Genomic DNA, 25,045 nt, shown 5'->3' on the forward strand with positions numbered 1-25,045 from the left:
AGAGTCTGCAATGAATTCGCTTTATCTGGCCTCGGGCTCTCCAAGGCGGCGTGAACTGCTGACCCAGATCGGTGTGCCTTTCACCGTGGTCAGCGCCGCGATTGATGAAACCCCTCTTACAAATGAATCCGCCGTTTCCTACGTCGAGCGTCTTGCGCGCGGCAAGGCAGCGGCGGGTTTGGCTGCGCTTGAAAACACCTCCGGTGCCTGTGTGCTGGGCGCTGACACGGCGGTGATCGTGGACGGCAAGATCCTCGGCAAACCGGTGGATCAGGCAGATGCGCTGGCGATGTTGATGGCCCTGGCGGGACGTGAACATGAAGTCCTCACCGCCATTGCGCTCACCGACGGCCCGCGTTGCGAAACCGTTTGTGTAAGCAGTCGTGTACGTTTTCGCGCTATTACTGTCGAGGAAGCTACAACCTACTGGCACAGTGGCGAACCCCAGGACAAGGCGGGCGGCTATGCTATTCAAGGGCTTGGATCGGTGTTTGTCGCCGGGCTCAATGGCAGCTATTCCGCCGTGGTAGGCCTGCCGGTGTGCGAAACCGCGCAACTGCTCGACCAATTCGGCATACCCTGTTGGCAAAACCTTACCGCGCGCTGAACGCCTTGCTCCAGCGCCCAGCCATAAGCGATCGGTCACTATTGTGAAAACGCCTGAACGAGACCCAGCCATGAGTGAAGAGATTCTGATCAATATCACGCCGATGGAATCGCGCGTGGCGGTGGTAGAGAACGGTGTTCTGCAAGAAGTGCACGTCGAGCGCACCCAGAAGCGCGGGATCGTCGGCAATATCTACAAAGGCAAGGTGGTACGTGTACTGCCGGGGATGCAGGCGGCATTCGTTGATATCGGCCTGGATCGCGCCGCGTTTATCCATGCGTCGGAAATTTCCCTGCGCGAAGGTCCAGCGGTGGAAAGCATCAGCGCGCTGGTGCATGAAGGGCAGAGCCTGGTGGTGCAAGTCACCAAGGACCCCATCGGTTCCAAAGGCGCACGCCTGACCACGCAACTGTCGATTCCATCGCGCTACCTGGTGTACATGCCGCGTACCGCCCATGTCGGCATTTCCCTGAAGATCGAAGACGAAGCCGAGCGTGAGCGCCTGAAAAAGGTGGTCAGTGACTGCGTGGCCGCCGAAGGCATCAAGGAAACCGGCGGTTTTATCCTGCGCACGGCAGCCGAAGGTGCCGGCGGCGATGAAATCCTCATGGATATTCGCTACCTGCGACGCCTGTGGGACCAGATCGGCGCACAGATCAAGACCATCGGCGCGCCGAGTGTGATCTATGAAGATCTCGGCCTGGCCCTGCGCACGCTGCGTGATTTGGTCAGCCCAAAGATTGAGAAAATTCGAATCGACTCGCGGGAAACCTTCCAGCGCACCACGCAATTTGTTGCCGAGCTGATGCCGGAAATTGCTGACCGCCTGGAACACTACCCTGGCGAGCGGCCGATCTTTGACCTGTATGGCGTCGAAGATGAAATCCAGAAAGCCCTGGAACGCAAGGTGCCACTCAAGTCCGGTGGCTACCTGGTGGTGGACCCGGCGGAAGCCATGACCACCATCGACGTCAATACCGGCGCGTTCGTCGGGCATCGCAACCTCGAAGAAACCATCTTCAAGACCAACCTCGAAGCGGCCACCGCGATTGCCCGCCAACTGCGCCTGCGCAACCTGGGCGGCATCATCATCATCGACTTCATCGACATGGAAGATGAAGAGCACCAGCGCCAGGTGCTGCGCACCCTGGAGAAGCAGCTGGAGCGCGATCACGCCAAGACCAATATCATCGGCATTACCGAGCTGGGCCTGGTGCAGATGACCCGCAAGCGCACCCGTGAAAGCCTTGAGCAAGTGCTGTGCGAGCCGTGCAGCAGTTGCCAGGGCCGCGGTAAATTGAAGACCCCGGAAACGGTTTGCTACGAGATTTTCCGGGAAATCTTACGAGAGGCGCGAGCCTACCAGGCCGAAGGTTATAGAGTGCTTGCCAACCAGAAAGTGGTCGATCGTCTGTTGGATGAAGAGTCCGGCAACGTCGCGGAATTGGAGGGGTTTATCGGGCGCACGATTCGTTTCCAGGTTGAAACCATGTATTCCCAGGAACAATACGACGTGGTGCTGCTCTGATCCCCATTCGCTTTCTATTTACTGCCTTGAGGGTCGCCTGACATGGAGCGTCTGATACGCTTTTTTGCCGCTTTGACCCGTTGGGGCCTGGGCCTCTGTGCGCTGTTGCTGGTCCTGGCGGCGGTGTATGTGAGCCTGGGTCGCGAATTGACCCCGTTGGTGGCCGAATACCGTGCCGAGGTTGAAGCCAAGGCCCAGGCGGCAGTGGACATGCCCCTGCATATTGGCAGCCTTGAAGGCCGCTGGAGCGGCTTTGCCCCTGTGCTGTTGGCCCACGACGTGATGGTGGGCGAGGGCAGCAGTGCCTTGCGCCTGGACCAGGTCGAAGTGGTGCCGGATGTCTGGGCCAGCCTGATGGCCCGTGAGGTGCGCATTGCCCACCTGGAAGTCAGCGGCCTGCAACTGAGCGTCAAGGAAGACAAGGACGGCCACTGGGCGCTGCAAGGCCTGCCGGTGCAGGATGAGCAACCGCTGGACCCGCAGCAATTGTTGCAGCGCATGCAGATGGTCAAGCGCGTGTCGTTGCTCGACAGCCAGGTCACCCTGCAACCCTTCGATCAGCCACCGTTGACCCTGACGTACGTCGGCCTGAGCCTGCACACCGGCATTGCCCGCCAGCGCCTGGACGCGCGCCTGACCCTGCCCGACGGCCAGCCCCTGGCGTTGAGCTTGCGCACGCGCATCCGCGCTAGCCAATGGCAGGACGGTGAAGTCCAGGCTTACTTGAGCCTGCCGCAGAGCGATTGGGCCAAGTGGATTCCGGCCAAGCTGACGCAGCAGTGGAAACTCACCCAATTCAAGGCTGGCGGCGAATTCTGGCTGACCTGGGCCAAGGGCACCGTGCAAAGCGCGGTGGTGCGCCTCAACTCGCCACAGGTGAAAGGCAGCTACGCCGAGCGTAAGCCGGTACATATCGAAAACCTTGCGCTCAACGCCTACCTGCAACGCAGTGATACAGGCCTCAAGGTGGTGTTCGACTCGCTGGCCATGAACCTCGGGGAGACCCGTTGGGAATCACGCCTGCAATTGCAGCAGAGCCTGGCCACCGACAAGGAGCAGGAAGTTTGGAAGCTGCAGGCCGACCGCCTGGACCTGACCCCGATCACGCCGCTGTTGAATGCCCTGGCACCGTTGCCGGAGGGGTTTGCCAAGACCATCGAGCACTTGAAGGCCACGGGCCTGCTGCGCAATGTGCTGGTGGACTTCCGACCTCAGGACGCCTCGGATCAAAAAGTCAGTTTTGCCGCCAACTTGGAGCGCGTCGGTTTTGACGCCTACTTCGGTGCGCCCGCTGCCCGTAACATTTCCGGCAGTATCAGCGGTGACCTGGGCCATGGCGAGTTGCGCATGGACAGCAAGGACTTCTCCCTGCACCTCGATCCGATCTTCGCCAAGCCCTGGCAGTACATCCAGGCCAATGCGCGCCTGACATGGAAGCTGGATACAGAAGGCTTCACCCTGATCGCGCCGTATATCAAGGTGCTGGGTGAGGAAGGCAAGGTCGCCGCCGACTTCCTGATCCGCCTGCATTTCGACCATAACCAGGAAGACTACATGGACCTGCGGGTCGGCATGGTCGATGGCGATGGGCGCTTTACCCCCAAATACCTGCCGGCGGTGTTGAGCCCGGCGCTGGATGAATGGCTGCGCACGGCGATTCTCAAGGGCGCGGTTGACGAGGGCTTCTTCCAATACCAAGGCTCACTGAACCACGACGCATTGCCGGCCTCGCGCAATATCAGCCTGTTCTTCAAGGTGCATGACGCCGAGCTGGCGTTCCAGCCAGGCTGGCCCCATGTGAGCAAGGTCAAGGGCGAAGTGTTTGTCGAGGAAAGCGGTGTGCGCATCCTGGCCAGCAAGGGGCAGTTGCTCGACACCAAGGTCAAGGATATCTACGTCAATATTCCCCATGCACCCGCTGGCAAGGACAGCCATCTATTGCTCACCGGTGGTTTCGCCGGTGGCTTGGGTGATGGCCTGAAGATCCTGCAGGAAGCGCCGATTGGTACGGCTGATACCTTTGCCGGTTGGAAGGGCGAGGGCGACCTGCAAGGCAGCCTGGACCTGGATGTGCCGCTGGCCAAGGGTACCGAGCCGAAAATCGTAGTGGACTTCAAGACCGACAAGGCTCGCCTGCAACTGGCCGAGCCCACGCTGGACCTGACCCAGCTCAAGGGCGATTTCCGTTTCGACAGCGCCAAGGGCCTCAGCGGCCAGAACATCACGGCCCAGGCGTTTGACCGACCGATCAGTGCGCAGATCTTTGCCGACGGCAAGCCCGGAAAAATCAGCACACGAGTGACTGCCAGGGGCCAGGTTACAGTCAAGCGGCTGACGGACTGGTTGAAAGTCGGCCAGCCGTTGCCAGTGTCCGGCGATATTCCTTACCAACTGCAATTGAACCTGGATGGCGCCGACAGCCAACTGATGGTCAGCTCCAACCTCAAGGGTGTGGCGGTGGACTTGCCGGCCCCTTTCGGCATGCCGGCCAGCCAGGGGCGTGACAGCGTGTTCCGCATGACCTTGCAGGGCAACGAGCGGCGCTACTGGTTCGATTATGGCGAGTTGGCGAATTTCACCTTTGCCGCTCCGCCGGACAAGTTCAACGAAGGCCGTGGCGAGTTGTTTCTCGGTGACGGTGATGCGCTGCTGCCCACGGTCAAAGGCTTGCGCATTCGCGGGGTCCTGTCGGAGCTCGATATCGACCCGTGGAAAAAACTCGTAGACCGTTATGCCGGCAATGACCCGGGCGGCAGCGCCAAACAGTTGCTCAGTGGCGCCGACTTCAAGGTGGGCAAGCTGACTGGTTTCGGCACCCAGTTTGACCAGGTCAAGTTGCAGCTGGACCGCAAACCCGCAGCATGGGGCTTGCAGCTCGACAGCCAACAAGCCAAGGGCAGCGTAAACCTGCCGGATGCCAAGGGCGCACCGATTGCGATCAACCTGCAATACGTGAAATTGCCGGCGGTGGACCCGACGGCACAGGCCAACGAAAACGCGCCGGACCCCTTGGCCGACATCGATCCCAAGGACATTCCCGCGCTGGATATCGCCATTGATCAACTGTTCCAGGGGCCTGACCTGATCGGTGCCTGGTCGTTGAAGATTCGCCCGACGACCAAGGGCCTGACCTTCAATAACCTGGACCTGGGCCTCAAGGGCATGCAGCTCAAAGGCGACGGCGGCTGGGAAGGCGCACCCGGGACCAGCGGCAGTTGGTACAAGGGACGCCTGGACGGCAAGAATATTGGCGATGTGCTCAAGGGCTGGGGTTATGCGCCAACCGTGACGAGCAAGGACTTTCATCTGGACGTGGATGGTCGTTGGCCAGGTTCGCCGGCCTACGTGGGGCCTAAACGTTTCTCCGGCAGCCTGAATGCGACATTCCGTGATGGCCAGTTTGTTGAGGTGGAGGGTGGTGCCCAGGCGCTGCGCGTGTTTGGCCTGCTCAACTTCAACTCCATCGGGCGCCGGCTGCGCCTGGACTTCTCCGACTTGCTCGGCAAGGGGTTGAGTTACGACCGGGTCAAGGGTTTGCTGGCCGCAAGTAACGGCGTGTTCGTCACCCGCGAGCCGATCACCATGACCGGGCCATCGACCAACCTGGAGCTTAACGGCACCCTGGACCTGGTGGCAGACCGTGTCGATGCCAAGCTGTTGGTGACGTTGCCGGTCACCAATAACTTGCCGATTGCCGCGTTGATCGTCGGCGCGCCGGCGATTGGCGGTGCGTTGTTCCTGATCGACAAGCTGATCGGTGACCGTGTGTCGCGTTTTGCCAGCGTGCAATACAAAGTGGAAGGGCCCTGGAAGGACCCGAAAATCACCTTCGACAAGCCATTTGAAAAGCCAAACTGAGAGCCTGTGGAGTAGCATGGCCGCACGCCCATTACGGAGAGTCGGCCCATGTCCTTTGCGGTAATTCAAATGGTCAGCCAGAGCGATGTGCTGGCCAATCTGGCCCAGGCCCGGCGCCTGCTGGAGCAAGCGGCGGCGGGCGGTGCGAAGCTGGCCGTGCTGCCGGAAAATTTCGCCGCCATGGGCCGTCGTGATGTGGCCGATATCGGCCGCGCCGAGGCGTTGGGCGAAGGGCCGATCCTGCCGTGGTTGAAACAGACCGCCCGCGACCTCACCTTATGGATAGTGGCCGGCACCTTGCCGTTGCCGCCCAAGGATCAGCCGAACGCCAAGTCCAACGCCTGCTCGCTGCTGGTCGATGACCGGGGCGAGATCGTTGCCCGTTACGACAAGCTGCACCTGTTCGATGTGGATGTTGCCGATGCGCGCGGTCGTTATCGCGAATCCGACGACTATGCTTTCGGGAGCAACGTGGTGGTGGCGGATACGCCGGTGGGGCGCTTGGGCCTGACCGTGTGTTACGACCTGCGCTTCCCCGAGCTGTACAGTGAATTGCGGGCAGCGGGGGCTGAATTGATTACTGCACCTTCGGCTTTTACGGCGGTGACCGGCGCCGCGCACTGGGACGTGCTGATTCGCGCACGCGCCATCGAAACCCAGTGCTACCTGCTGGCGGCCGCCCAGGGCGGCGTGCATCCGGGGCCACGGGAAACCTATGGCCACGCGGCGATTGTCGACCCGTGGGGGCGCGTGCTGACACAACAGGATCAAGGCGAAGCGGTGTTGTTGGCCGAACGCGACAGCAGTGAACAGGCGTCGATACGGGCGCGCATGCCGGTGGTCAACCATCGGCGCTTTTTCTCGCAGGGCGCACAGCGGCCTGCTTCGGAACGATGAATTTAAGGCCAAACCTATGAGCGAGTTGTTGTCCTCAGTCAGTGAACACCTCCTGGCACCCGGTGGCGTGACCATCGAAAGCTTGCAAACCGTGCTCGGCGATCTGGCCGGGCCGGGTATCGACGCGGCTGACCTGTATTTCCAGGGGCAGATTTCCGAGTCCTGGGCCCTCGAAGACGGCATCGTCAAGGAAGGCAGCTTCAACCTGGATCAGGGTGTAGGCGTGCGCGCGCAATCCGGTGAAAAAACCGGTTTTGCCTACAGCAATGCCATCACGCTGGAAGCCTTGGGCCTGGCGGCGCGTGCGGCGCGTTCGATTTCCCGTGCGGGCCAGAACGGCACGGTGCAAGCGTTTACCACCCAGGACGTGGCGCAATTGTATGGGCCGGATAACCCGCTGGAAGTGATCAGCCGTGCAGAGAAAGTCGAACTGCTCAAGCGTGTCGACGCCGCTACCCGCGCCCTTGACCCGCGTATCCAGCAGGTCACCGTGAGCATGGCCGGTGTGTGGGAACGCATCCTCGTGGCCTCCACCGATGGCAGCCTGGCGGCAGATGTGCGGCCGCTGGTGCGCTTCAATGTCAGTGTGATCGTCGAGCAGAACGGCCGCCGTGAGCGCGGCGGGCATGGCGGTGGCGGGCGTACCGACTACCGTTATTTCCTCGCCGACGACCGTGCCATGGGGTATGCCCGAGAAGCGTTGCGCCAGGCTCTGGTCAACCTCGAAGCCATTCCAGCGCCGGCCGGTACGTTGCCGGTGGTGTTGGGCTCGGGCTGGTCCGGCGTTCTGCTGCACGAAGCCGTGGGCCATGGCCTGGAAGGCGACTTCAACCGCAAGGGCAGTTCCGCCTATAGCGGGCGCATGGGCGAGATGGTTGCGTCCAAGCTTTGCACCATTGTCGATGACGGCACGCTGGCCGGGCGTCGTGGCTCGCTGAGCGTTGACGATGAAGGCACCCCGACCGAGTGCACCACGCTGATCGAAAACGGCGTGCTCAAGGGCTATATGCAAGACAAGCTCAACGCCCGCCTGATGGGCGTGGCACGTACCGGCAACGGTCGTCGCGAATCCTACGCGCACCTGCCGATGCCACGCATGACCAACACCTACATGCTCGCCGGCGAAAGCGACCCCGCGGAGATCATCGCCTCGGTAAAGCGCGGCATTTACTGCGCCAACCTCGGCGGCGGCCAGGTGGACATCACCAGTGGCAAGTTCGTGTTCTCCACCAGCGAGGCGTACCTGATCGAAGACGGCAAGATTACCGCGCCGGTCAAAGGGGCAACGTTGATTGGTAACGGGCCGGAAGCCATGAGCAAGGTGTCGATGGTCGGTAACGACCTGTCGCTGGACAGCGGCGTGGGCACGTGCGGGAAGGATGGGCAGTCGGTGCCGGTAGGTGTCGGCCAGCCAACGCTGAAGATTGATGCGATCACCGTGGGTGGCACGGGCTCGTAGGAAAGGTGGAGCTTCGGGTGGCGAAGATCGCCACCCGGGGAAGAGGATCAGCGCAGACCGCGTTGAGTCTCGTCCAGCTCACGGATGTACTTGAAGATTTTACGGCTGGTGGCCGGCGCCTTGTTATGCGCCTGCTCGTGTTGGGCCTGACGGATCAGGGAGCGCAATTGCTGGCGATCCGCGTCCGGGTAGTCCAGCACGAATTTCTCCAGCACGGCGTCATCGCCCGCGATCAGGCGGTCACGCCAACGTTCCAGGTTATGGAAACGTTCGTTGTACTGGCGAGTGGAGGCATCGGTTTGATCAAGCAAGGCCAGAATGGCGTCAGTGTCCTGATCGCGCATCAGCTTGCCGATAAACATGATGTGCCGTTTACGCGCGATATTCGCGGTGTGCTTGGGTGCATCCGCCAGCGCCCGGCGCATTTCGTCGGTCAGGGGCAGTTTTGCAATCAAGTCTTTCTTGAGCGTTGTAAGGCGCTCGCCAAGGTCAACCAGAGCATGCAGCTCACGTTTGACCTGGGTTTTGCTTTTCTCCCCATCGAGGGAGTCGTCGTAAGAATCAACCATGGTGGCAGTCCGCAAAGAAACGCCGCCATGATAACCAGTCGGGGGCCGCTTGTCCGGCCCGGTCGCTCGATGGCCTTAACCGAAAGCAGAATTTGAGTGGAGAAAACCATGAGTGCAGCCCAAAGCGTCGGTCCGCAAGCGTTACCGGCACTGCAGGAACAAGTCGAGCAGATCCTTGCCGAGGCCAAGCGCCAGGGGGCCAGTGCCTGTGAAGTGGCGGTGTCGCTGGAGCAGGGGCTGTCGACGTCGGTACGCCAGCGCGAAGTGGAAACCGTTGAATTCAACCGTGACCAGGGCTTTGGCATCACCCTTTATGTGGGGCAGCGCAAAGGTTCGGCCAGCACCTCGGCCAGCGGCCCGGAAGCGATTCGCGAGACCGTCGCCGCCGCGTTGGCGATTGCCAAGCATACCTCCGAGGATGAAAGCTCGGGCTTGGCCGACAAAGCGCTGATGGCCAAGGACTTGAAAGACTTCGATCTGTTCCATGAGTGGGACATCACCCCGGAGCAGGCCATTGAATTGGCACTGACCTGCGAAGCCGCGGCGTTCGATGCAGATCCCCGCATCAAGAACGCCGATGGCACCACGTTGAGCACGCATCAAGGTTGCCGCGTGTACGGCAACAGCCACGGTTTTGTCGGTGGTTATGCCTCCACTCGCCATAGCTTGAGCTGCGTGATGATCGCTGAGGCCAACGGCCAGATGCAGCGCGACTATTGGTACGACGTAAGCCGCCAGGGCGAGTTGCTGGCGGACCCGGCCAGCATTGGCCAGCGTGCCGCGCAACGTGCCGCCAGCCGCTTGGGCGCCCGCCCGGTGCCAACGTGCGAAGTGCCGGTGCTGTTTTCGGCGGAGTTGGCCGGTGGTTTGTTCGGCAGTTTCCTCAGCGCGATTTCTGGCGGCAACCTGTACCGCAAGTCGTCGTTCCTTGAGGGCGCTATCGGGCAAAAGCTGTTCCCGGAGTGGTTGACCCTCGATGAGCGTCCGCACCTGATGCGTGCCATGGGCAGTTCGGCGTTCGACGGCGATGGCCTGGCGACCTATGCCAAACCGTTCGTCGAAAACGGCGAGTTGGTGTCCTATGTGCTGGGAACGTACTCCGGCCGCAAGCTCGGTCTGCCAAGCACGGCCAACTCCGGTGGCGTGCACAACCTGTTCGTCACCCATGGCGATGAAGACCAGGCGGCGTTGCTGCGTCGCATGGGGCGTGGCCTGCTGGTAACTGAGTTGATGGGCCATGGCCTGAACATGGTGACCGGTGATTACTCCCGGGGTGCGGCGGGTTTCTGGGTGGAAAACGGCGAGATCCAGTTCGCCGTCCAGGAAGTGACCATCGCTGGCAATATGCGCGACATGTTCAAGCAAATTGTCGCGGTCGGTAACGATCTGGAACTGCGCAGCAACATCCGCACAGGCTCGGTGCTGATTGAGCGCATGACTGTCGCCGGCAGCTGATCCTTCCGACGCTTCACCTAAAAAAGGCGCGCCATCTCAACGATGGCGCGCCTTTTTTTGTGGTTGCGTTTCAGGCAGATTAATCTGCCACTCTTGTTTTGATTCTCAATATCATTTAATAATAAATATCATTACCGGATGAGTGTGGATCATGAGTTCAGTCCTGCATGAGGATCCTTACCTGGAGAGCTGGCGCTGGATGAGTCGCCAGATCCGTTGCGGCCTCAACCCCAACGAGCCGCGCCTGATCGAGCATTACCTCAACGAGGGTCGCTACCTGGCGTGCTGCACCGCGACCCATCCGTGGACGATCGCTGAAACCTCATTCCGCCTGCTGCTCGACACCGCCAGCGATATCGCGCTGCCCTGGCATTGGCGCTCCATGTGCCTGGACCAGGCCTGGCGCCCCCTGCGTGATCTGGAAAAACTTTCTCACTGTGCCTGCCGCCTCAAGCGTTGGCAGAGCTTTGCGTGGCGATTGGCGACCTGCGAATTGCTGCCGTCTATTTCTCACTCCGACCTGGTGCAAGGATCTAACGATGAGTAACACCCGTATCGAACGCGACAGCATGGGCGAACTGCAAGTGCCGGCCGAGGCTTTGTATGGCGCACAAACCCAGCGCGCGGTGAACAACTTTCCGATCAGCCATCAGCGTATGCCTGCGCAATTCATTCGCGCCCTGATCCTCGCCAAGGCCGCAGCGGCCAAGGCCAACGTCGACCTCAAGCAAATCACCGAAGGGCAGGGCAAGGCCATCGTCGATGCCGCCCAGGGCTTGCTCGAAGGCGATTTCATGCAGCACTTCCCGGTGGATATTTTCCAGACCGGCTCCGGCACCAGCTCCAACATGAACGCCAACGAAGTGATCGCGACCCTGGCCAGCCGCCTGCTGGGCGAGGCGGTCAACCCCAATGACCACGTGAACTGCGGCCAAAGCAGCAACGACATCATTCCGACTACCATCCACGTCAGCGCCGCGCTGGTCCTGCATGAGCAAACCCTGCCAGCGTTGCTGCACCTGGTGCAAGTGATCGAGCGCAAGGCCGAAGACGTCCACCCGTTCATCAAGACCGGCCGCACGCACTTGATGGACGCCATGCCGGTGCGCATGAGCCAGGTGCTCAATGGCTGGGCGCAACAACTCAAGGCCAATATCGGTCACTTGCAGGATTTGCTCCCGAGCCTGCAGGCCTTGGCCCAGGGCGGCACGGCGGTCGGCACCGGGATCAACGCCCACCCGGAATTCGCCGCACGCTTCAGCCAGCAACTGAGCAGCCTGACCGACGTAACCTTCACGCCGGGCAAGAACCTGTTTGCGCTGATTGGCTCCCAGGACACCGCCGTCGCCGTCTCCGGTCAGTTGAAAGCCACCGCCGTATCGCTGATGAAAATCGCCAACGACCTGCGCTGGATGAACTCCGGTCCGCTCGCCGGTCTCGGTGAGATCGAGCTGGAAGGCCTGCAACCGGGCTCCTCGATCATGCCGGGCAAGGTCAATCCGGTGATCCCGGAAGCCACTGCCATGGTCGCCGCGCAAGTGATCGGCAATGACACGGTCATCACCGTCGCGGGCCAATCCGGCAACTTCGAGCTGAACGTGATGCTGCCGATCATCGCCCAGAATCTGCTCAGCAGCCTCGAACTGCTGGCCAATTCCAGCCGTCTGCTGGCGGACAAGGCCATCGCCACCTTCAAGGTCAACGAAGCCAAACTCAAGGAAGCGCTGTCGCGTAACCCGATCTTGGTCACCGCACTCAACCCGATCATTGGTTATCAAAAGGCCGCTGAAATCGCCAAGAAAGCCTATCAACAAGGCCGCCCGGTGATTGATGTGGCGCTCGAGCACACCGACTTGCCCCGCAGCCAACTGGAAGTCCTGCTGGACCCGGAAAAGCTCACGGCCGGCGGCGTGTAATCACCGACCCTGCTTTGGAGGCTCACCATGGAGCACTGGAAACGCACGATCGAACGGGCCAATCGCTGCTTTATGGCGGGCGAACTGGTTGATGCTCGCGAGGCCTATTTGCAAGCCCTGGCCCTGGCCCAAGTGTTGTTCGAACGCTGGGCGGATGCCGACGAAGCAGTGGCGGCTTGTGTCATTTCCCATCACAACCTGGCGGACCTGCATCTGCGCCTGAACCAGCCGGAGGAAAGCGCGGAATACCTCTGCGCGATCCACCAGCGCCTGCTGCAGGCCATGCAGGACCCGCGCCTGACCCCGCAATTGCGTGAGGCGGCGCTGCGCCAGAGCAGCAAGACCTACGTCGAACTGTTGAACTTCATCAGCGATCACGGCGAGTACCCGCGTACCCACCGCCTGCTGGGTGGCACTGCGGCGCAACAGGATGAGTCGACTCGCAACAGTCCTTATTACGGAGCACATTGAAATGTCCTACACCTTGCCTGCCTTGCCTTACGCCTACGACGCCCTGGAACCGCACATCGATGCGCAAACCATGGAGATTCACTACACCAAGCATCACCAGACCTATATCAACAACCTTAACGCCGCTGTCGAGGGCACCGTGTTCGCGGGCTGGCCGGTCGAGAAGCTGGTATCCAGCGTGCAACAGCTGCCGGAAAAACTGCGCGCCGCCGTGATCAACCAAGGTGGCGGCCATGCCAACCACTCGTTGTTCTGGGCGGTGATGTCGCCTAAAGGCGGCGGCAAGCCTGAGGGCGCGCTGGCCAAGGCTATCGATGAGCAAGTGGGTGGTTTTGATAGTTTCAAGGAAGCCTTCACCAAGGCCGCGTTGACCCGTTTTGGCAGCGGTTGGGCCTGGCTCAGCGTGACCCCGCAAAAGACCCTGGTGGTGGAAAGCAGCGGTAACCAGGACAGCCCGCTGATGAACGGCAATACGCCGATCCTTGGCCTGGACGTCTGGGAGCACGCCTACTACCTGCTGTATCAGAACCGCCGCCCGGAATACATCAACGCCTTCTACAGCGTGATCAACTGGCCGGAAGTCGCCGCTCGCTATCAGGCCGCCTTGGCCTGACATTTATCACCATAACAAGATCTAAGGCCGACTATGGGCACTGAAACACTGGCGATCAGCAGCGGGCGGATGTTTCGTTATGCGTTTGGCTCGCTGCTGCTATTGGCAGGTACTGCATTGCTGGTGGCCCACGGGCTGGACTGGCTGAACCTGGAGCCGCGCATCCTGCGGGCCCTGCAAGGTGGATCGATTTGCGCACTGGGCACGGCACTTGGCGCGGTGCCCGTACTGGTCATTCGACGGATGCCGGTAGCGCTGAGCGACACATTGTTGGGTTTTGGTGCCGGGGTGATGCTGGCGGCGACAGCCTTTTCGCTGATCGTGCCGGGGATCGCCGCCGCTGAAAGCCTGGGGCTGACGCCCTGGGGTGCCAGTGGGTTGATCAGCTTCGGCATCATGCTGGGCGCGTTCGGGCTGTATCTGGTTGATCGCAAGGTCTCAGGGGCAAGCCCGGAAATGTTGGTGGGCACACCGGATCACCCTGTGATACCGCCGCGCATCTGGCTGTTCGTGTTTGCCATCATTGCCCATAACATCCCGGAAGGCATGGCGGTGGGAGTTTCGGCAGGCGGCGGTATGCCGGATGCCGACAGCCTGGCCATGGGCATTGCCTTGCAGGATGTGCCCGAAGGCCTGGTGATTGCCTTGGTGTTGGCCGGGGCAGGGATGTCGCGGGTCAAGGCGTTCCTGATCGGTGCGGCCTCAGGTTTGGTCGAGCCGGTGTTCGCCGTGCTGTGTGCCTGGCTGGTGAGTCTGGCTGAGGTGCTGTTGCCGCTCGGGCTAGCGCTGGCGGCCGGGGCGATGTTGCTGGTGGTGACTCACGAAGTGATCCCCGAGTCGCGGCGCAACGGTCACGAAAAGCTTGCCAGCCTGGGGTTGTGCATCGGTTTTTGCTTGATGATGGTGATGGATACCGCATTGGGCTGAAGTCGTTGCGACTTCACGCCCGCCTCAAAAGGGTGAGTTTACTCACCCTCATCAAAGAAGTTGTTGATCAACGCCACCAGGGCGTCCATCGCTTCCTGCTCTTGCTCACCCTCTGTCTTCAGGTGAATTTTGGTGCCCTTGCCGGCGGCCAGCATCATCATGGCCATGATGCTTTTGCCATCGACCATGGATTCCGGCGTGCGCCCCGCACGGATCTGGCAAGGGAACTGCCCGGCAACACCGACGAACTTCGCAGAAGCCCGGGCATGCAAGCCCAGCTTGTTGATGATTTCAATTTCCAGAGCGGGCATCGCGGGGGTGATCCTTTCAGCTAAGGTCGCGGTGGCGAACCTGGACGTTCTTGAGGGTTTGTTGCAGCACCTGGCCCAGGCGTTCGGTCAGGTAGACCGAGCGGTGGTGGCCGCCAGTGCAGCCAATGGCAATGGTGACATACGCCCGATTGCTCGCGGCAAAGCGCGGCAACCATTTGAGCAGGTAGCTGGAGATATCCTGGAACATCTCTTCGACATCCGGCTGCGCTGCCAGGTACTCAGCCACAGGCTGGTCCAGTCCCGACTGTTCACGCAGCTCGGGTTTCCAATAGGGGTTCGGCAGGCAGCGCACATCGAACACCAGGTCGGCGTCCACCGGCATGCCGCGTTTGAAGCCAAAGGACTCGACGAGGAACGCGGTGCCAGGCTCTGGTTGGTTCAGCAGGCGCAATTTGATGGCGTCGCGCAGCTGGTACAGGTTGAGGCTGGTGGTGTTTATTTTCAGGTCGGCGAGGTCGATGATCGGCCCCAGCAACTTGGTTTCGTCTTCGATGGCTTCCGCCAGGGAACGATGGGGGCTGCTGAGGGGGTGGCGCCGGCGGGTTTCGGAAAAGCGCTTGAGCAGCGTTTCTTCGTCGGCGTCCAGGTACAGCACATCACAATGAATGTGCTTGGCGCGAACTTCCTCAAGCAGTTGCGGAAACCGCTCAAGGTGGCTGGGCAGGTTGCGGGCATCGATCGAAACGGCAACCAGGGGTTGCGCCAGTTCGGTGTGGATCAGCGCGCGCTCTGCCAACTCCGGCAGCAAGCCGGCGGGCAGGTTGTCGATACAGTAGAAGCCGTTGTCCTCAAGTACGTTGAGGGCGGTGCTTTTACCCGAGCCGGAGCGGCCGCTGACGATGATCAAACGCATGATTACTGCCCGTTCTGTTCATCCAGGACAACCTGGTACAGCGCCTCGTTGCTGCTGGCACTGCGCAGTTTGTCGCGTACTTCCTTGCGGTCGAGCATGCTGGCGATCTGACGGAGCAGTTCCAGGTGTGCATCGGTGGCGGCTTGCGGGACCAGCAGAACAAACAGCAGGTCAACCGGTGCGCCGTCGATGGCGTCGAAATCGATGGGGGCGTCCAGGTGCAGCAGGGCGCTGACAGGTGCCTCACAGCTTTTGAGGCGGCAATGGGGAATGGCGATGCCGTTGCCAAAACCGGTGGAACCGAGTTTTTCACGGGCAATCAGAGCCTCGTACACATCTTGCATCTCCAGGTCAGGCACTTCGCGGCTGATCAGGTTGGCAATTTGTTCGAGGGCTTTCTTTTTACTGCCGCCCGGCGCGTTCACGAGGGAACGGCCGGGGGTCAGGATGGTTTCAAGTCGAATCATGGGTGGGGAGTGTTAGCGGCCGGTGCCCTGGAGAAGGCTCTGCTGCTTTTCCTTATGCTTTTTGATTTGGCGATCCAGCTTGTCGGTCAGGTCGTCAATGGCGGCATACATATCTGAATGCTCGGCATTGGCGACTACTTCCCCGCCGGGTATACGCAAGGTGGCTTCGATTTTCTGCTTCAGCTTTTCGACAGTCATGATGACTTGCACATTGGTGATTTTGTCGAAATGCCCCTCAATTCTTTTGAGTTTTTCGCCGATATAGGCGCGCAGCGGTTCGGTCACTTCCAGTTGGTGTCCACTGATGTTGACTTGCATACAGCTTCTCCTTCGTTGCCAGTGCATAAAGCGGCAGGCAAAAGCGCCTGCCACTGGAACGCTGTGGCCCGCCCGTCACATCAAACGCTTACGCTCGCTGGAAGGCGCGATCCCGAGGGACTCGCGGTACTTGGCGACGGTTCGACGGGCGACCTGAATGCCTTGTGCCTCCAGTAAACCAGCGATCTTACTGTCACTCAATGGCTTTTTCTGATTTTCCGCGGCAACCAGTTTTTTGATGATCGCGCGGATCGCCGTGGACGAGCATTCGCCGCCTTCGGAGGTGCTGACGTGGCTGGAGAAAAAGTATTTCAGCTCATAAATACCCCGTGGGGTATGCATGAATTTTTGCGTGGTCACCCGTGAAATCGTCGACTCGTGCATGCCGACCGCTTCGGCGATGTCATGCAGCACCAACGGTTTCATCGCTTCGTCGCCGTACTCCAGGAAGCCGCGCTGGTGCTCGACGATCTGTGTGGCGACTTTCATCAGGGTTTCGTTGCGGCTTTGCAGGCTCTTGATGAACCAGCGGGCTTCTTGCAACTGGTTGCGCATGAAGGTGTTGTCGGCGCTGGTGTCGGCACGGCGCACAAAGCCCGCGTATTGCGGGTTGACTCGCAGGCGTGGCACCGATTCCTGGTTCAACTCCACCAACCAACGCTCGTTGTCCTTGCGCACGATCACGTCAGGGACCACGTATTCAGCTTCGCTGGACTCGATCTGCGAGCCTGGGCGCGGGTTGAGGCTCTGCACCAGCTCGATGACCTGGCGCAGGTCGTCTTCCTTGAGCTTCATGCGGCGCATCAGCTGGCTGTAGTCGCGGCTGCCCAGCAGGTCGATGTAGTCAGTGACCAGGCGCTGGGCTTCGGCGAGCCAAGGGGTCTTGGCGGGCAGTTGGCGCAATTGCAGCAGCAGGCATTCGCTGAGGGTGCGGGCGCCGATACCGGCGGGTTCGAACTGTTGGATACGGTGCAGGACGGCTTCGATCTCGTCCAGTTCGATGTCCAGTTCCGGGTCGAACGCTTCGAGGATCTCCTCAAGCGTCTCGTCCAGGTAGCCCTGGTTGTTGATGCAATCGATCAGGGTCACGGCGATCAGGCGATCGGTGTCCGACATCGGCGCGAGGTTCAGTTGCCATAGCAGATGGCTCTGCAGGCTCTCGCCGGCGGAGGTGCGGGTGGTGAAGTCCCACTCGTCGTCATCGTTGCTGGGCAGGCTGCTGGCGCTGGTCTGGTAGACGTCTTCCCAGGCGGTGTCCACGGGAAGTTCGTTGGGAATGCGTTCGTTCCATTCGCCTTCTTCCAGGTTGTCCACCGTTGGGGCGGTTTCCTGGTAGGAGGGTTCCTGCACGTCGGAGTTGGGTTTTTGCTCGATGTTGTCGGCCAGCGGGTCTGCATTATCGAAGTCGTCGCCTTCTTCCTGGCGTTCGAGCATCGGATTGGACTCCAGGGCCTCCTGGATTTCCTGTTGCAGGTCCAGGGTCGACAATTGGAGCAGGCGGATGGCCTGTTGCAGCTGCGGTGTCATCGTCAGCTGCTGGCCCATTCTCAGGACTAGCGATGGTTTCATGGCAGGGGCTTAACACCTTATTCGCCGGCGCAATGCGCCATCCACGACAGGGCGCGTGAGCGCCAAACATAAGCAAATTATATGCCTGATATCGCGGGCTTTGCCTAGAGCGCGGTAACAATAAAAATCCAGAGGTTCCTATTGATTCCCGCGCACCTCGGCAAACAGCCGTGACACCACGGTGTTTACAGGCGGAACTCGTGACCCAGGTACACTTCCTTCACCAGTTCGTTGGCGAGGATAGTGGCTGAATCGCCTTCAGCGATCAGTTGGCCATCGTTGACGATATACGCGGTTTCGCAGATATCGAGGGTTTCACGCACGTTGTGGTCGGTGATCAGTACGCCGATGCCCTTCGCCTTGAGGTGATGGATGATCTGCTTGATATCGCCAACCGAGATCGGGTCGACGCCGGCAAACGGTTCGTCCAGCAGGATGAACTTCGGCGCGGTGGCCAAGGCGCGGGCGATTTCCACACGGCGACGTTCACCACCTGACAAACTCATGCCGAGGTTGTCGCGAATGTGGTTGATGTGGAATTCCTGCAGCAGGCTTTCCAGCTCCTTGCGACGGCCGTCACGGTCGAGTTCCTTGCGGGTCTCGAGGATCGCCATGATGTTGTCGGCTACCGACAGTTTGCGGAAGATCGACGCTTCCTGTGGAAGATAGCCGATACCAGCCCGTGCACGACCGTGCATCGGCTGGTGGCTCACGTCCAGGTCGTCGATCAGTACGCGACCCTGATCCGCCTGGACCAGGCCGACGATCATGTAGAAGCAGGTCGTCTTGCCGGCGCCGTTGGGGCCGAGCAAACCGACGATCTGGCCGCTGTCGATCGACAGGCTGACGTCACGCACGACCTGACGGCTTTTGTAGGCCTTGGCCAGATGCTGGGCTTTCAGGGTTGCCATTACTCGGCCTTCTTCTTCGGCTGGATAACCATGTCGATACGCGGACGCGGTGCGGTCACCTTGGTGCCATTGGCGCGGCCGGCGTTGGCGATCTGCTTCACGGTGTCGTAGGTGATTTTCTCGCCTTCCGTGGAGTTGCCGTCCGGGCTGAGCACCTTGGCCTGGTCGATCAGGACAATGCGGTTCTGCTGGGCGTGGTACTGGATCGTCTTGCCGTAGCCCTTCATCGGGCCGGTATCGGTAGGCGACTGCTTCTGTTCGAAGTAAGCCAGGTTGCCCACCGAGGTCACCACGTCAATGTCGCCATTGGGGGTGCGGGTCAGGGTCACCGTGTTGCCGGTGATCTTCATCGAACCCTGGGTGATGATCACGCCGCCGGTGTACGTGGCGACGCCTTGCTTGTCGTCCAGTTGCGCATCGTCAGCCGAAATGTGGATCGGTTGCTGGCTATCGTTCGGCAGAGCCCAGGCGCTCACGCTTCCCAGTGCTGCGCCCAGACTGAGCAAAATAGGGAGAGTTTTAACGAGCCTCATACTGTCCTCTTACGTTCGATAGCAGGTGTATCCTGCTTTCTTTCAAATACGCTTTCATTCCCTTGCCAGTCGATACCCCGCCAGCGCCGTCGATTCTAACGTCTTGCTCGGTCTGCGCATATTGCTTCTGCGGGAATACGGTCATACGACTGCTGGTAATCACGGTGTCACGGTTTTTATCATCGGTGCGCGCAACGCGTACCGAGTCGATCAGTTCCACTTCGGTGCCGTCCGGGTTGACCTCGCCACGCTTGCTGGTGACGTGCCACGGAAACTCGGTGCCGCGGTAGATGTTCATGTCCGGGTTGGTCAGCAGGGTCACTTCGGTGGCCTTCAAGTGCTCGACCTTGTCCGAGGTGATCTCGTACTGCACCTTGCCATCCGGCAGGTACTGGATGCTGTAGGCATTGGTGGCGTAATAGTCGATAGCGCCCTCGTCAACCTGCGCGACAGGCTGGTCGAGAAAGCGCTCCGGGCTGATATTCCAGTAGCCCACCGCCAGGAACAGCGCGGCGATGACCCCGAATAACAGGAAGTTGCGAATCTTTTTACTCAGCATAAAACGCTCTATAGGTAGGCGGCGTGGGCCGCTTCAAGGCTGCCTTGGGCTCGTAGGATCAGCTCGCAGAACTCGCGGGCGGCACCTTCACCGCCACGGGCAGTGGTGATGCCGTGGGCGTGCTCGCGAACAAACGCCGCCGCATTGGCGACGGCCATGCCCAGTCCGACCCGGCGGATCACCGGCAGGTCAGGCAAGTCGTCGCCCAAGTAGGCGACCTGCTCATAGCTTAGGTTGAGTTGGCCAAGAAGCTCGTCCAGGACCACCAGTTTATCCTCGCGGCCCTGATACAGGTGAGGAATCCCCAGGTTTTGTGCGCGGCGTTCCACAACCGGGGTTTTTCTGCCGCTGATAATTGCTGTTTGCACGCCCGCTGCCATCAGCATCTTGATGCCTTGGCCGTCGAGGGTGTTGAAGGTCTTGAATTCGCTGCCATCTTCGAGAAAGTACAGGCGGCCGTCAGTCAGCACGCCGTCCACGTCGAAAATCGCCAATTTGATGTGTTTGCCGCGTTGCAGCAGGTCGCTGGTCATTTACATCACTCCCGCACGCAACAAGTCGTGCATGTTCAGGGCGCCGATTGGGCAGTCGTTGCTATCAACGACCACCAGCGCACCGATCTTGTGGTCTTCCATGATTTTCAAGGCTTCGGCCGCCAGCATCTCGGGGCGGGCAGTCTTGCCGTGGGGCGTCATTACCGCGTCGATGGTCGCGGTGTGGATGTCGATGGTGCGGTCCAGGGTGCGGCGCAGGTCGCCGTCGGTGAAGACGCCGGCCAGTTTGCCGTCGGCTTCCAGGATCACGGTCATGCCCAGGCCCTTGCGGGTCATTTCCATCAGCGCGTCTTTCAGCAGCGTGCCGCGTTGGACGTGGGGCAATTCATCGCCCGAATGCATGACGTTTTCCACTTTCAACAGCAGGCGACGGCCCAGGGCGCCGCCCGGGTGGGAAAACGCGAAGTCTTCTGCGGTGAAACCACGGGCTTCCAGCAACGCCACGGCCAGGGCGTCGCCCATGACCAGTGCGGCGGTGGTGGACGAGGTCGGCGCCAGGTTCAGTGGGCAAGCCTCGTGGGCCACGTGAACATTGAGGTTCACTTCGGCAGCCTTGGACAGCGTCGACTCGGGGTTGCCGGTGATGCTGATCATCTTGATGCCCAGGCGCTTGATTAGCGGCAGCAGGGTCACGATCTCGTTGGTGGTGCCCGAGTTGGACAGTGCCAGGATGATGTCATCCTTGGTGATCATGCCCATATCGCCGTGGCTGGCCTCGGCCGGGTGTACGAAAAAGGCGGTAGTCCCGGTGCTGGCCAAGGTGGCGGCAATCTTGTTGCCGACATGGCCGGATTTGCCCATGCCGACCACGACAACGCGGCCCTTGCTGGCCAGAATCATCTCGCAGGCGCGTACGAAATCCGCGTCGATATGGGCCAGCAAGCCTTCTACGGCTTCAAGCTCAAGGCGGATGGTGCGTTGTGCGGATTGAATAAGGTCGCTGGATTGGCTCATGTCTGAAATCGTATAGCCTGACGAAAAGTCGGCGATTATAGCGGCAATGCGCAATTCCCTCACGCAAGTTCGTCAGGGTTTATTCGCAATGCGCGTGAGATTCATCCCAAGCAACGATTTTTCCCTGTCCTCTGTCTGAACAAGCGCGGTTCCGGCCTTGGGCGCGTTGTACCAGCAGTGATATAGTTCGCCGCCAGTTCGGTCCGCCCAGCCCATGTGGCTAACTATTGCACGAGCGTTGCAAACGTTTGGCGCAAACATGGTGTCTGAGTGAAAGGCTGCATCCCAAGGAGTTTAGATGAGTGCCGATAACGCCTACGCGGTCGAGCTGAAGGGCCTTACCTTCAAGCGCGGGACGCGCAGCATCTTCAATAACGTCGATATCCGCATTCCGCGCGGCAAGGTCACGGGCATCATGGGGCCTTCCGGTTGCGGCAAGACCACCCTGCTGCGCCTGATGGGCATGCAATTGCGCCCGACTGCCGGCGAAGTGTGGGTCAACGGGCAGAACCTGCCGACGTTGTCGCGCAGCGATCTGTTCGATGCGCGCAAGCACATGGGTGTGCTGTTCCAGAGCGGTGCGCTGTTCACCGACCTCGATGTTTTCGAAAACGTAGCCTTCCCGCTGCGGGTGCATACCCAGCTGTCCGATGAAATGATTCGTGACATCGTGTTGCTGAAACTGCAGGCCGTAGGGCTGCGCGGTGCCATCGACCTGATGCCTGACGAGCTGTCCGGCGGCATGAAGCGCCGTGTGGCCCTGGCCCGCGCCATTGCCCTCGACCCACAGATCCTCATGTACGACGAGCCGTTCGTGGGCCAGGACCCGATCGCCATGGGCGTGCTGGTGCGCCTGATCCGCCTGCTCAACGATGCGCTGGGCATTACCAGTATCGTGGTTTCCCACGACCTGGCAGAAACCGCGAGCATTGCCGACTACCTTTATGTGGTCGGCGATGGCCAAGTGCTGGGGCAGGGCACGCCTGAAGAGCTGATGAACGCCGATAACCCGCGCATTCGCCAATTCATGACGGGCGACCCCGATGGCCCGGTGCCTTTCCATTTTCCGGCAGCGGACTACCGCTCAGATCTTCTGGGGAAGCGTTGATGCGCAAGACTTCACTTATCGAGAAGGTCCGCCTTTTCGGTCGCTCCGGCATCGACATCATCGAAGTGCTCGGCCGTTCGACGATTTTCCTCTTCCACGCCTTGCTGGGCCGCGGCGGCATTGGCGGCGGTTTTGGCCTGCTGATCAAGCAACTGCACGCTGTGGGCGTGATGTCCCTGGTGATCATCGTGGTCTCCGGGGTTTTCATCGGCATGGTGCTGGCGTTGCAGGGCTTCAATATCCTCTCCAGCTACGGTTCGGAGCAGGCGGTAGGGCAGATGGTTGCCCTGACGCTGCTGCGTGAGCTAGGGCCGGTGGTCACCGCCTTGCTGTTCGCCGGGCGCGCAGGTTCTGCGCTGACCGCCGAAATCGGCAACATGAAGTCCACCGAGCAACTGTCCAGCCTGGAAATGATCGGCGTGGACCCGCTCAAGTACATTGTTGCCCCGCGCCTGTGGGCCGGCTTCATTTCCCTGCCTCTGCTGGCGATGATCTTCAGCGTGGTCGGTATCTGGGGCGGTTCGTGGGTGGCGGTGGACTGGCTGGGGGTCTACGACGGCTCCTATTGGGCCAACATGCAAAACAGCGTGACCTTCAGCGGTGACGTGCTCAATGGCATCATAAAGAGCATCGTCTTCGCCTTTGTAGTGACCTGGATCGCCGTATTCCAAGGCTACGACTGTGAGCCCACTTCAGAAGGGATCAGTCGCGCCACCACCAAGACCGTTGTGTACGCCTCGCTGGCGGTACTGGGCCTTGACTTCATTTTGACCGCCTTGATGTTTGGAGATTTCTGATGCAAAACCGCACTGTGGAAATCGGTGTCGGCCTTTTCTTGCTGGCTGGCATCCTGGCTTTACTGTTGCTGGCCCTGCGAGTCAGCGGCCTTTCGGCCAGCCCGACCGCCGATACTTATAAACTTTACGCGTACTTCGACAATATCGCCGGTTTGACTGTCAGAGCTAAAGTGACCATGGCCGGTGTCACCATCGGCAAGGTCACGGCAATCGATCTGGATCGCGACAGCTTCACCGGTCGAGTGACGATGCAGTTGGACAAGAAGGTAGATAATCTGCCGACTGACTCCACGGCATCTATCCTCACTGCGGGTCTGCTGGGCGAGAAGTACATCGGTGTCAGCGTGGGCGGGGAGACAGCCCTGCTCAAGGATGGCTCGACCATCCACGACACGCAGTCGTCGCTGGTGCTTGAGGACCTGATCGGTAAATTCCTGCTCAATACGGTCAATAAAGACGCCAAATGAGGAATCTGTTCATGATCTCTACCTTGCGACGTGGCCTGCTGGTACTGCTTGCAGCGTTGCCGCTGATGGCCAACGCGGCAGGTTCTGCGCACGAGCTGGTGCAGGACACGACCAATAAAATGTTGGCGGACCTGACGGCCAACAAAGAACAGTACAAGCAAGACCCGACCAAGTTCTACGATGCGCTGAACACCATTGTCGGCCCGGTGGTCGACGCCGAAGGCATTTCCCGCAGCATCATGACGGTCAAGTATTCGCGCAAGGCCACGCCTGCACAGATGCAGACCTTCCAGGAGAACTTCAAGAAAGGCCTGTTCCAGTTCTACGGCAACGCTCTGCTTGAGTACAACAACCAGGGGATTACCGTGGCGCCGCCAGGCGATGAGTCGGGCGATCGCACCAGCGTCAACATGACCGTCAAGGGCACCAACGGCGCGGTCTACCCTGTGCAGTACACCCTGGAGAAGATCAACGGCGAGTGGAAACTGCGCAACGTGATCATCAACGGCATCAACATCGGCAAGCTGTTCCGTGACCAGTTCGCCGACGCCATGCAGCGCAATGGCAATGACCTGGACAAGACCATCAATGGTTGGGCCGGTGAAGTCGCCAAGGCCAAGGAAGAGACCGACAAGCAAGCTGCCGGGAAGCCAGCGCAATGACCGAATCGGCCGTTCGTCTCGGCGATGCCGGCGAGTTGTTCATCAGTGGCGTGCTGGACTATCGCTCCGGGCCGGGCCTGCGCAAGCAGGGCCAGGCACTGATCAATGGCAGCAGCGCGCCTGCGCTGGTGGTGGATTGCTCGCAAGTGACCAAATCCAGCAGCGTGGGTTTGTCCTTGCTGCTGTGCTTCATGCGTGATGCCGAGGCGGCCAATAAAACGGTCAGCATCCGTGCCATGCCCGAAGACATGCGCGAAATTGCCGAAGTTTCCGGCCTGACCGAGCTGTTGGCGCATCCTTAATACACATTATTAGAGAAGCCCCCCGTCAGAGTCCTGCTATGCGGGGTTCGCAGGCGCGGGGCTTTTTTGTATGATGTGCGACCCGTGCGCACTGGGCGCCGATAGAGGTTGAGCATGCAGGCCCTAGAAGTTAAGAGCTTTCTTGAAGGAAAGCTGCCGGAAACGACCGTAGAAGTTGAAGGCGAAGGCTGCAACTTCCAGCTGAACGTGATTAGCGATGAACTGGCGGCACTGAGCCCAGTCAAGCGTCAGCAGCAGATCTATGCCCATTTGAACCCGTGGATCACCGATGGCAGCATCCATGCGGTCACTATGAAATTTTTCAGCCGCGCGGCCTGGGCCGAGCGCACCTGAGCCCC

At 60.3% G+C, this 25,045-nt stretch carries 28 protein-coding genes; 17 read left to right on the forward strand and 11 right to left on the reverse strand.

All coding sequences use genetic code 11. The features are described 5' to 3' along the window. The first annotated feature begins 10 nt into the window (after positions 1-10). The 5 genes from ACU688_RS06835 (at position 11) to tldD (ending at position 8,349) form a co-directional block, all read left to right on the forward strand. Positions 11-607, forward strand: coding sequence for a Maf family protein (locus ACU688_RS06835; RefSeq protein WP_448184154.1), 597 nt, complete (start codon positions 11-13; stop codon positions 605-607). 70 nt (positions 608-677) lie between these two features. Next, the gene (gene rng, locus ACU688_RS06840) at positions 678-2,135 is read left to right on the forward strand and encodes a ribonuclease G (protein WP_448184155.1); all 1,458 of its coding nucleotides are present in this window, start codon (positions 678-680) and stop codon (positions 2,133-2,135) included. Between the two features lie 42 nt (positions 2,136-2,177). Then, positions 2,178-5,993 (forward strand): YhdP family protein, encoded by a 3,816-nt coding sequence (locus tag ACU688_RS06845; protein ID WP_448184156.1) that lies wholly within the window; start codon positions 2,178-2,180, stop codon positions 5,991-5,993. Between the two features lie 48 nt (positions 5,994-6,041). Beyond that, positions 6,042-6,890: a carbon-nitrogen hydrolase family protein gene (locus ACU688_RS06850; protein ID WP_207040065.1), complete on the forward strand. Its 849-nt coding sequence runs from the start codon at positions 6,042-6,044 to the stop codon at positions 6,888-6,890. A 16-nt stretch (positions 6,891-6,906) separates the two neighbouring features. Beyond that, the gene (gene tldD / locus ACU688_RS06855) at positions 6,907-8,349 is read left to right on the forward strand and encodes a metalloprotease TldD (protein ID WP_448184157.1); all 1,443 of its coding nucleotides are present in this window, start codon (positions 6,907-6,909) and stop codon (positions 8,347-8,349) included. A gap of 47 nt (positions 8,350-8,396) precedes the next feature. Here tldD and yjgA read toward each other — a convergent pair whose 3' ends face one another. Further along, positions 8,397-8,918: a ribosome biogenesis factor YjgA gene (yjgA, locus tag ACU688_RS06860; protein ID WP_017738766.1), complete on the reverse strand. Its 522-nt coding sequence runs from the start codon at positions 8,916-8,918 to the stop codon at positions 8,397-8,399. A 108-nt stretch (positions 8,919-9,026) separates the two neighbouring features. Here yjgA and pmbA point away from each other — a divergent pair, with 108 nt between their 5' ends. The 6 genes from pmbA (at position 9,027) to ACU688_RS06890 (ending at position 14,300) form a co-directional block, all read left to right on the forward strand. Continuing rightward, positions 9,027-10,373, forward strand: coding sequence for a metalloprotease PmbA (gene pmbA / locus ACU688_RS06865; RefSeq protein ID WP_017738765.1), 1,347 nt, complete (start codon positions 9,027-9,029; stop codon positions 10,371-10,373). 151 nt (positions 10,374-10,524) lie between these two features. Beyond that, the gene (locus ACU688_RS06870) at positions 10,525-10,920 is read left to right on the forward strand and encodes a hypothetical protein (RefSeq protein WP_017738764.1); all 396 of its coding nucleotides are present in this window, start codon (positions 10,525-10,527) and stop codon (positions 10,918-10,920) included. Beyond that, positions 10,913-12,289, forward strand: coding sequence for a class II fumarate hydratase (locus tag ACU688_RS06875; RefSeq protein WP_448184158.1), 1,377 nt, complete (start codon positions 10,913-10,915; stop codon positions 12,287-12,289). Before ACU688_RS06870 ends, ACU688_RS06875 begins: the two co-directional genes overlap by 8 nt. Before the next feature lie 27 nt (positions 12,290-12,316). Further along, entirely contained in the window at positions 12,317-12,760 is a 444-nt protein-coding gene (locus ACU688_RS06880; RefSeq protein ID WP_448184159.1) for a DUF2753 family protein, read from the forward strand. A gap of 1 nt (position 12,761) precedes the next feature. Beyond that, positions 12,762-13,373 carry a superoxide dismutase gene (locus ACU688_RS06885; RefSeq protein WP_448184160.1) on the forward strand — a complete coding sequence of 204 codons (612 nt, stop codon included), beginning with the start codon at positions 12,762-12,764 and terminating at the stop codon, positions 13,371-13,373. Between the two features lie 33 nt (positions 13,374-13,406). Further along, positions 13,407-14,300, forward strand: coding sequence for a ZIP family metal transporter (locus ACU688_RS06890; RefSeq protein WP_207040059.1), 894 nt, complete (start codon positions 13,407-13,409; stop codon positions 14,298-14,300). 38 nt (positions 14,301-14,338) lie between these two features. Here ACU688_RS06890 and ACU688_RS06895 read toward each other — a convergent pair whose 3' ends face one another. From ACU688_RS06895 to ACU688_RS06940, 10 genes are all read right to left on the reverse strand, one after another. Continuing rightward, positions 14,339-14,611, reverse strand: coding sequence for an HPr family phosphocarrier protein (locus tag ACU688_RS06895; RefSeq protein ID WP_003216108.1), 273 nt, complete (start codon positions 14,609-14,611; stop codon positions 14,339-14,341). A 16-nt stretch (positions 14,612-14,627) separates the two neighbouring features. After that, positions 14,628-15,485, reverse strand: a complete 858-nt coding sequence (gene rapZ / locus ACU688_RS06900; RefSeq protein ID WP_017738758.1) for an RNase adapter RapZ — start codon at positions 15,483-15,485, stop codon at positions 14,628-14,630. Positions 15,486-15,487: 2 nt separating this feature from the next. Next, complete coding sequence (gene ptsN, locus ACU688_RS06905; protein ID WP_017738757.1) at positions 15,488-15,952, reverse strand: PTS IIA-like nitrogen regulatory protein PtsN; 465 nt, start codon at positions 15,950-15,952, stop codon at positions 15,488-15,490. Positions 15,953-15,964: 12 nt separating this feature from the next. Next, positions 15,965-16,270 (reverse strand): ribosome hibernation-promoting factor, HPF/YfiA family, encoded by a 306-nt coding sequence (gene hpf / locus ACU688_RS06910; RefSeq protein ID WP_010170586.1) that lies wholly within the window; start codon positions 16,268-16,270, stop codon positions 15,965-15,967. A gap of 75 nt (positions 16,271-16,345) precedes the next feature. After that, the gene (locus tag ACU688_RS06915) at positions 16,346-17,839 is read right to left on the reverse strand and encodes an RNA polymerase factor sigma-54 (protein WP_016974289.1); all 1,494 of its coding nucleotides are present in this window, start codon (positions 17,837-17,839) and stop codon (positions 16,346-16,348) included. Between the two features lie 185 nt (positions 17,840-18,024). Continuing rightward, positions 18,025-18,750: an LPS export ABC transporter ATP-binding protein gene (gene lptB / locus ACU688_RS06920; RefSeq protein ID WP_003171806.1), complete on the reverse strand. Its 726-nt coding sequence runs from the start codon at positions 18,748-18,750 to the stop codon at positions 18,025-18,027. Beyond that, entirely contained in the window at positions 18,750-19,283 is a 534-nt protein-coding gene (gene lptA / locus ACU688_RS06925) for a lipopolysaccharide transport periplasmic protein LptA (RefSeq protein ID WP_448184161.1), read from the reverse strand. Before lptA ends, lptB begins: the two co-directional genes overlap by 1 nt. After that, entirely contained in the window at positions 19,270-19,842 is a 573-nt protein-coding gene (gene lptC / locus ACU688_RS06930; protein WP_448184162.1) for an LPS export ABC transporter periplasmic protein LptC, read from the reverse strand. Before lptC ends, lptA begins: the two co-directional genes overlap by 14 nt. An 8-nt stretch (positions 19,843-19,850) precedes the next feature. Then, on the reverse strand, positions 19,851-20,375 hold the full coding sequence (locus tag ACU688_RS06935; protein WP_017738753.1) for a KdsC family phosphatase: 525 nt from the start codon (positions 20,373-20,375) through the stop codon (positions 19,851-19,853). Beyond that, positions 20,376-21,350: a KpsF/GutQ family sugar-phosphate isomerase gene (locus ACU688_RS06940; RefSeq protein WP_448184163.1), complete on the reverse strand. Its 975-nt coding sequence runs from the start codon at positions 21,348-21,350 to the stop codon at positions 20,376-20,378. It abuts the gene before it with no gap. Positions 21,351-21,648: 298 nt separating this feature from the next. On the opposite strand from ACU688_RS06940, the gene ACU688_RS06945 reads away from it, so the two are divergent. The 6 genes from ACU688_RS06945 (at position 21,649) to ACU688_RS06970 (ending at position 25,040) form a co-directional block, all read left to right on the forward strand. Further along, complete coding sequence (locus ACU688_RS06945) at positions 21,649-22,458, forward strand: ATP-binding cassette domain-containing protein (RefSeq protein WP_017738751.1); 810 nt, start codon at positions 21,649-21,651, stop codon at positions 22,456-22,458. Beyond that, a complete protein-coding gene (mlaE, locus tag ACU688_RS06950) occupies positions 22,458-23,255 on the forward strand; it encodes a lipid asymmetry maintenance ABC transporter permease subunit MlaE (RefSeq protein ID WP_017738750.1) in 798 nt (265 codons plus the stop codon). Before ACU688_RS06945 ends, mlaE begins: the two co-directional genes overlap by 1 nt. Further along, a complete protein-coding gene (gene mlaD, locus ACU688_RS06955; RefSeq protein WP_003171814.1) occupies positions 23,255-23,722 on the forward strand; it encodes an outer membrane lipid asymmetry maintenance protein MlaD in 468 nt (155 codons plus the stop codon). Before mlaE ends, mlaD begins: the two co-directional genes overlap by 1 nt. A gap of 11 nt (positions 23,723-23,733) precedes the next feature. Continuing rightward, positions 23,734-24,384: an MlaC/ttg2D family ABC transporter substrate-binding protein gene (locus tag ACU688_RS06960; protein ID WP_207040055.1), complete on the forward strand. Its 651-nt coding sequence runs from the start codon at positions 23,734-23,736 to the stop codon at positions 24,382-24,384. Beyond that, on the forward strand, positions 24,381-24,686 hold the full coding sequence (locus ACU688_RS06965; protein WP_207040054.1) for an STAS domain-containing protein: 306 nt from the start codon (positions 24,381-24,383) through the stop codon (positions 24,684-24,686). Before ACU688_RS06960 ends, ACU688_RS06965 begins: the two co-directional genes overlap by 4 nt. 114 nt (positions 24,687-24,800) lie before the next feature. Continuing rightward, positions 24,801-25,040 carry a BolA family protein gene (locus tag ACU688_RS06970; protein WP_003188597.1) on the forward strand — a complete coding sequence of 80 codons (240 nt, stop codon included), beginning with the start codon at positions 24,801-24,803 and terminating at the stop codon, positions 25,038-25,040. The last annotated feature ends 5 nt before the right edge of the window (positions 25,041-25,045 follow it).

This window comes from Pseudomonas acericola (SeqCode), assembly GCF_053456465.1.

Bases quoted from the DNA above. Each gene is read 5' to 3' on its own strand.
- ACU688_RS06835 (WP_448184154.1), top strand. From the start codon at position 11: ATGAATTCGCTTTATCTGGCCTCGGGCTCTCCAAGGCGGCGTGAACTG.
- rng (WP_448184155.1), top strand. From the start codon at position 678: ATGAGTGAAGAGATTCTGATCAATATCACGCCGATGGAATCGCGCGTG.
- ACU688_RS06845 (WP_448184156.1), top strand. From the start codon at position 2,178: ATGGAGCGTCTGATACGCTTTTTTGCCGCTTTGACCCGTTGGGGCCTG.
- ACU688_RS06850 (WP_207040065.1), top strand. From the start codon at position 6,042: ATGTCCTTTGCGGTAATTCAAATGGTCAGCCAGAGCGATGTGCTGGCC.
- tldD (WP_448184157.1), top strand. From the start codon at position 6,907: ATGAGCGAGTTGTTGTCCTCAGTCAGTGAACACCTCCTGGCACCCGGT.
- yjgA (WP_017738766.1), bottom strand. From the start codon at position 8,918: ATGGTTGATTCTTACGACGACTCCCTCGATGGGGAGAAAAGCAAAACC.
- pmbA (WP_017738765.1), top strand. From the start codon at position 9,027: ATGAGTGCAGCCCAAAGCGTCGGTCCGCAAGCGTTACCGGCACTGCAG.
- ACU688_RS06870 (WP_017738764.1), top strand. From the start codon at position 10,525: ATGAGTTCAGTCCTGCATGAGGATCCTTACCTGGAGAGCTGGCGCTGG.
- ACU688_RS06875 (WP_448184158.1), top strand. From the start codon at position 10,913: ATGAGTAACACCCGTATCGAACGCGACAGCATGGGCGAACTGCAAGTG.
- ACU688_RS06880 (WP_448184159.1), top strand. From the start codon at position 12,317: ATGGAGCACTGGAAACGCACGATCGAACGGGCCAATCGCTGCTTTATG.
- ACU688_RS06885 (WP_448184160.1), top strand. From the start codon at position 12,762: ATGTCCTACACCTTGCCTGCCTTGCCTTACGCCTACGACGCCCTGGAA.
- ACU688_RS06890 (WP_207040059.1), top strand. From the start codon at position 13,407: ATGGGCACTGAAACACTGGCGATCAGCAGCGGGCGGATGTTTCGTTAT.
- ACU688_RS06895 (WP_003216108.1), bottom strand. From the start codon at position 14,611: ATGCCCGCTCTGGAAATTGAAATCATCAACAAGCTGGGCTTGCATGCC.
- rapZ (WP_017738758.1), bottom strand. From the start codon at position 15,485: ATGCGTTTGATCATCGTCAGCGGCCGCTCCGGCTCGGGTAAAAGCACC.
- ptsN (WP_017738757.1), bottom strand. From the start codon at position 15,952: ATGATTCGACTTGAAACCATCCTGACCCCCGGCCGTTCCCTCGTGAAC.
- hpf (WP_010170586.1), bottom strand. From the start codon at position 16,270: ATGCAAGTCAACATCAGTGGACACCAACTGGAAGTGACCGAACCGCTG.
- ACU688_RS06915 (WP_016974289.1), bottom strand. From the start codon at position 17,839: ATGAAACCATCGCTAGTCCTGAGAATGGGCCAGCAGCTGACGATGACA.
- lptB (WP_003171806.1), bottom strand. From the start codon at position 18,750: ATGGCAACCCTGAAAGCCCAGCATCTGGCCAAGGCCTACAAAAGCCGT.
- lptA (WP_448184161.1), bottom strand. From the start codon at position 19,283: ATGAGGCTCGTTAAAACTCTCCCTATTTTGCTCAGTCTGGGCGCAGCA.
- lptC (WP_448184162.1), bottom strand. From the start codon at position 19,842: ATGCTGAGTAAAAAGATTCGCAACTTCCTGTTATTCGGGGTCATCGCC.
- ACU688_RS06935 (WP_017738753.1), bottom strand. From the start codon at position 20,375: ATGACCAGCGACCTGCTGCAACGCGGCAAACACATCAAATTGGCGATT.
- ACU688_RS06940 (WP_448184163.1), bottom strand. From the start codon at position 21,350: ATGAGCCAATCCAGCGACCTTATTCAATCCGCACAACGCACCATCCGC.
- ACU688_RS06945 (WP_017738751.1), top strand. From the start codon at position 21,649: ATGAGTGCCGATAACGCCTACGCGGTCGAGCTGAAGGGCCTTACCTTC.
- mlaE (WP_017738750.1), top strand. From the start codon at position 22,458: ATGCGCAAGACTTCACTTATCGAGAAGGTCCGCCTTTTCGGTCGCTCC.
- mlaD (WP_003171814.1), top strand. From the start codon at position 23,255: ATGCAAAACCGCACTGTGGAAATCGGTGTCGGCCTTTTCTTGCTGGCT.
- ACU688_RS06960 (WP_207040055.1), top strand. From the start codon at position 23,734: ATGATCTCTACCTTGCGACGTGGCCTGCTGGTACTGCTTGCAGCGTTG.
- ACU688_RS06965 (WP_207040054.1), top strand. From the start codon at position 24,381: ATGACCGAATCGGCCGTTCGTCTCGGCGATGCCGGCGAGTTGTTCATC.
- ACU688_RS06970 (WP_003188597.1), top strand. From the start codon at position 24,801: ATGCAGGCCCTAGAAGTTAAGAGCTTTCTTGAAGGAAAGCTGCCGGAA.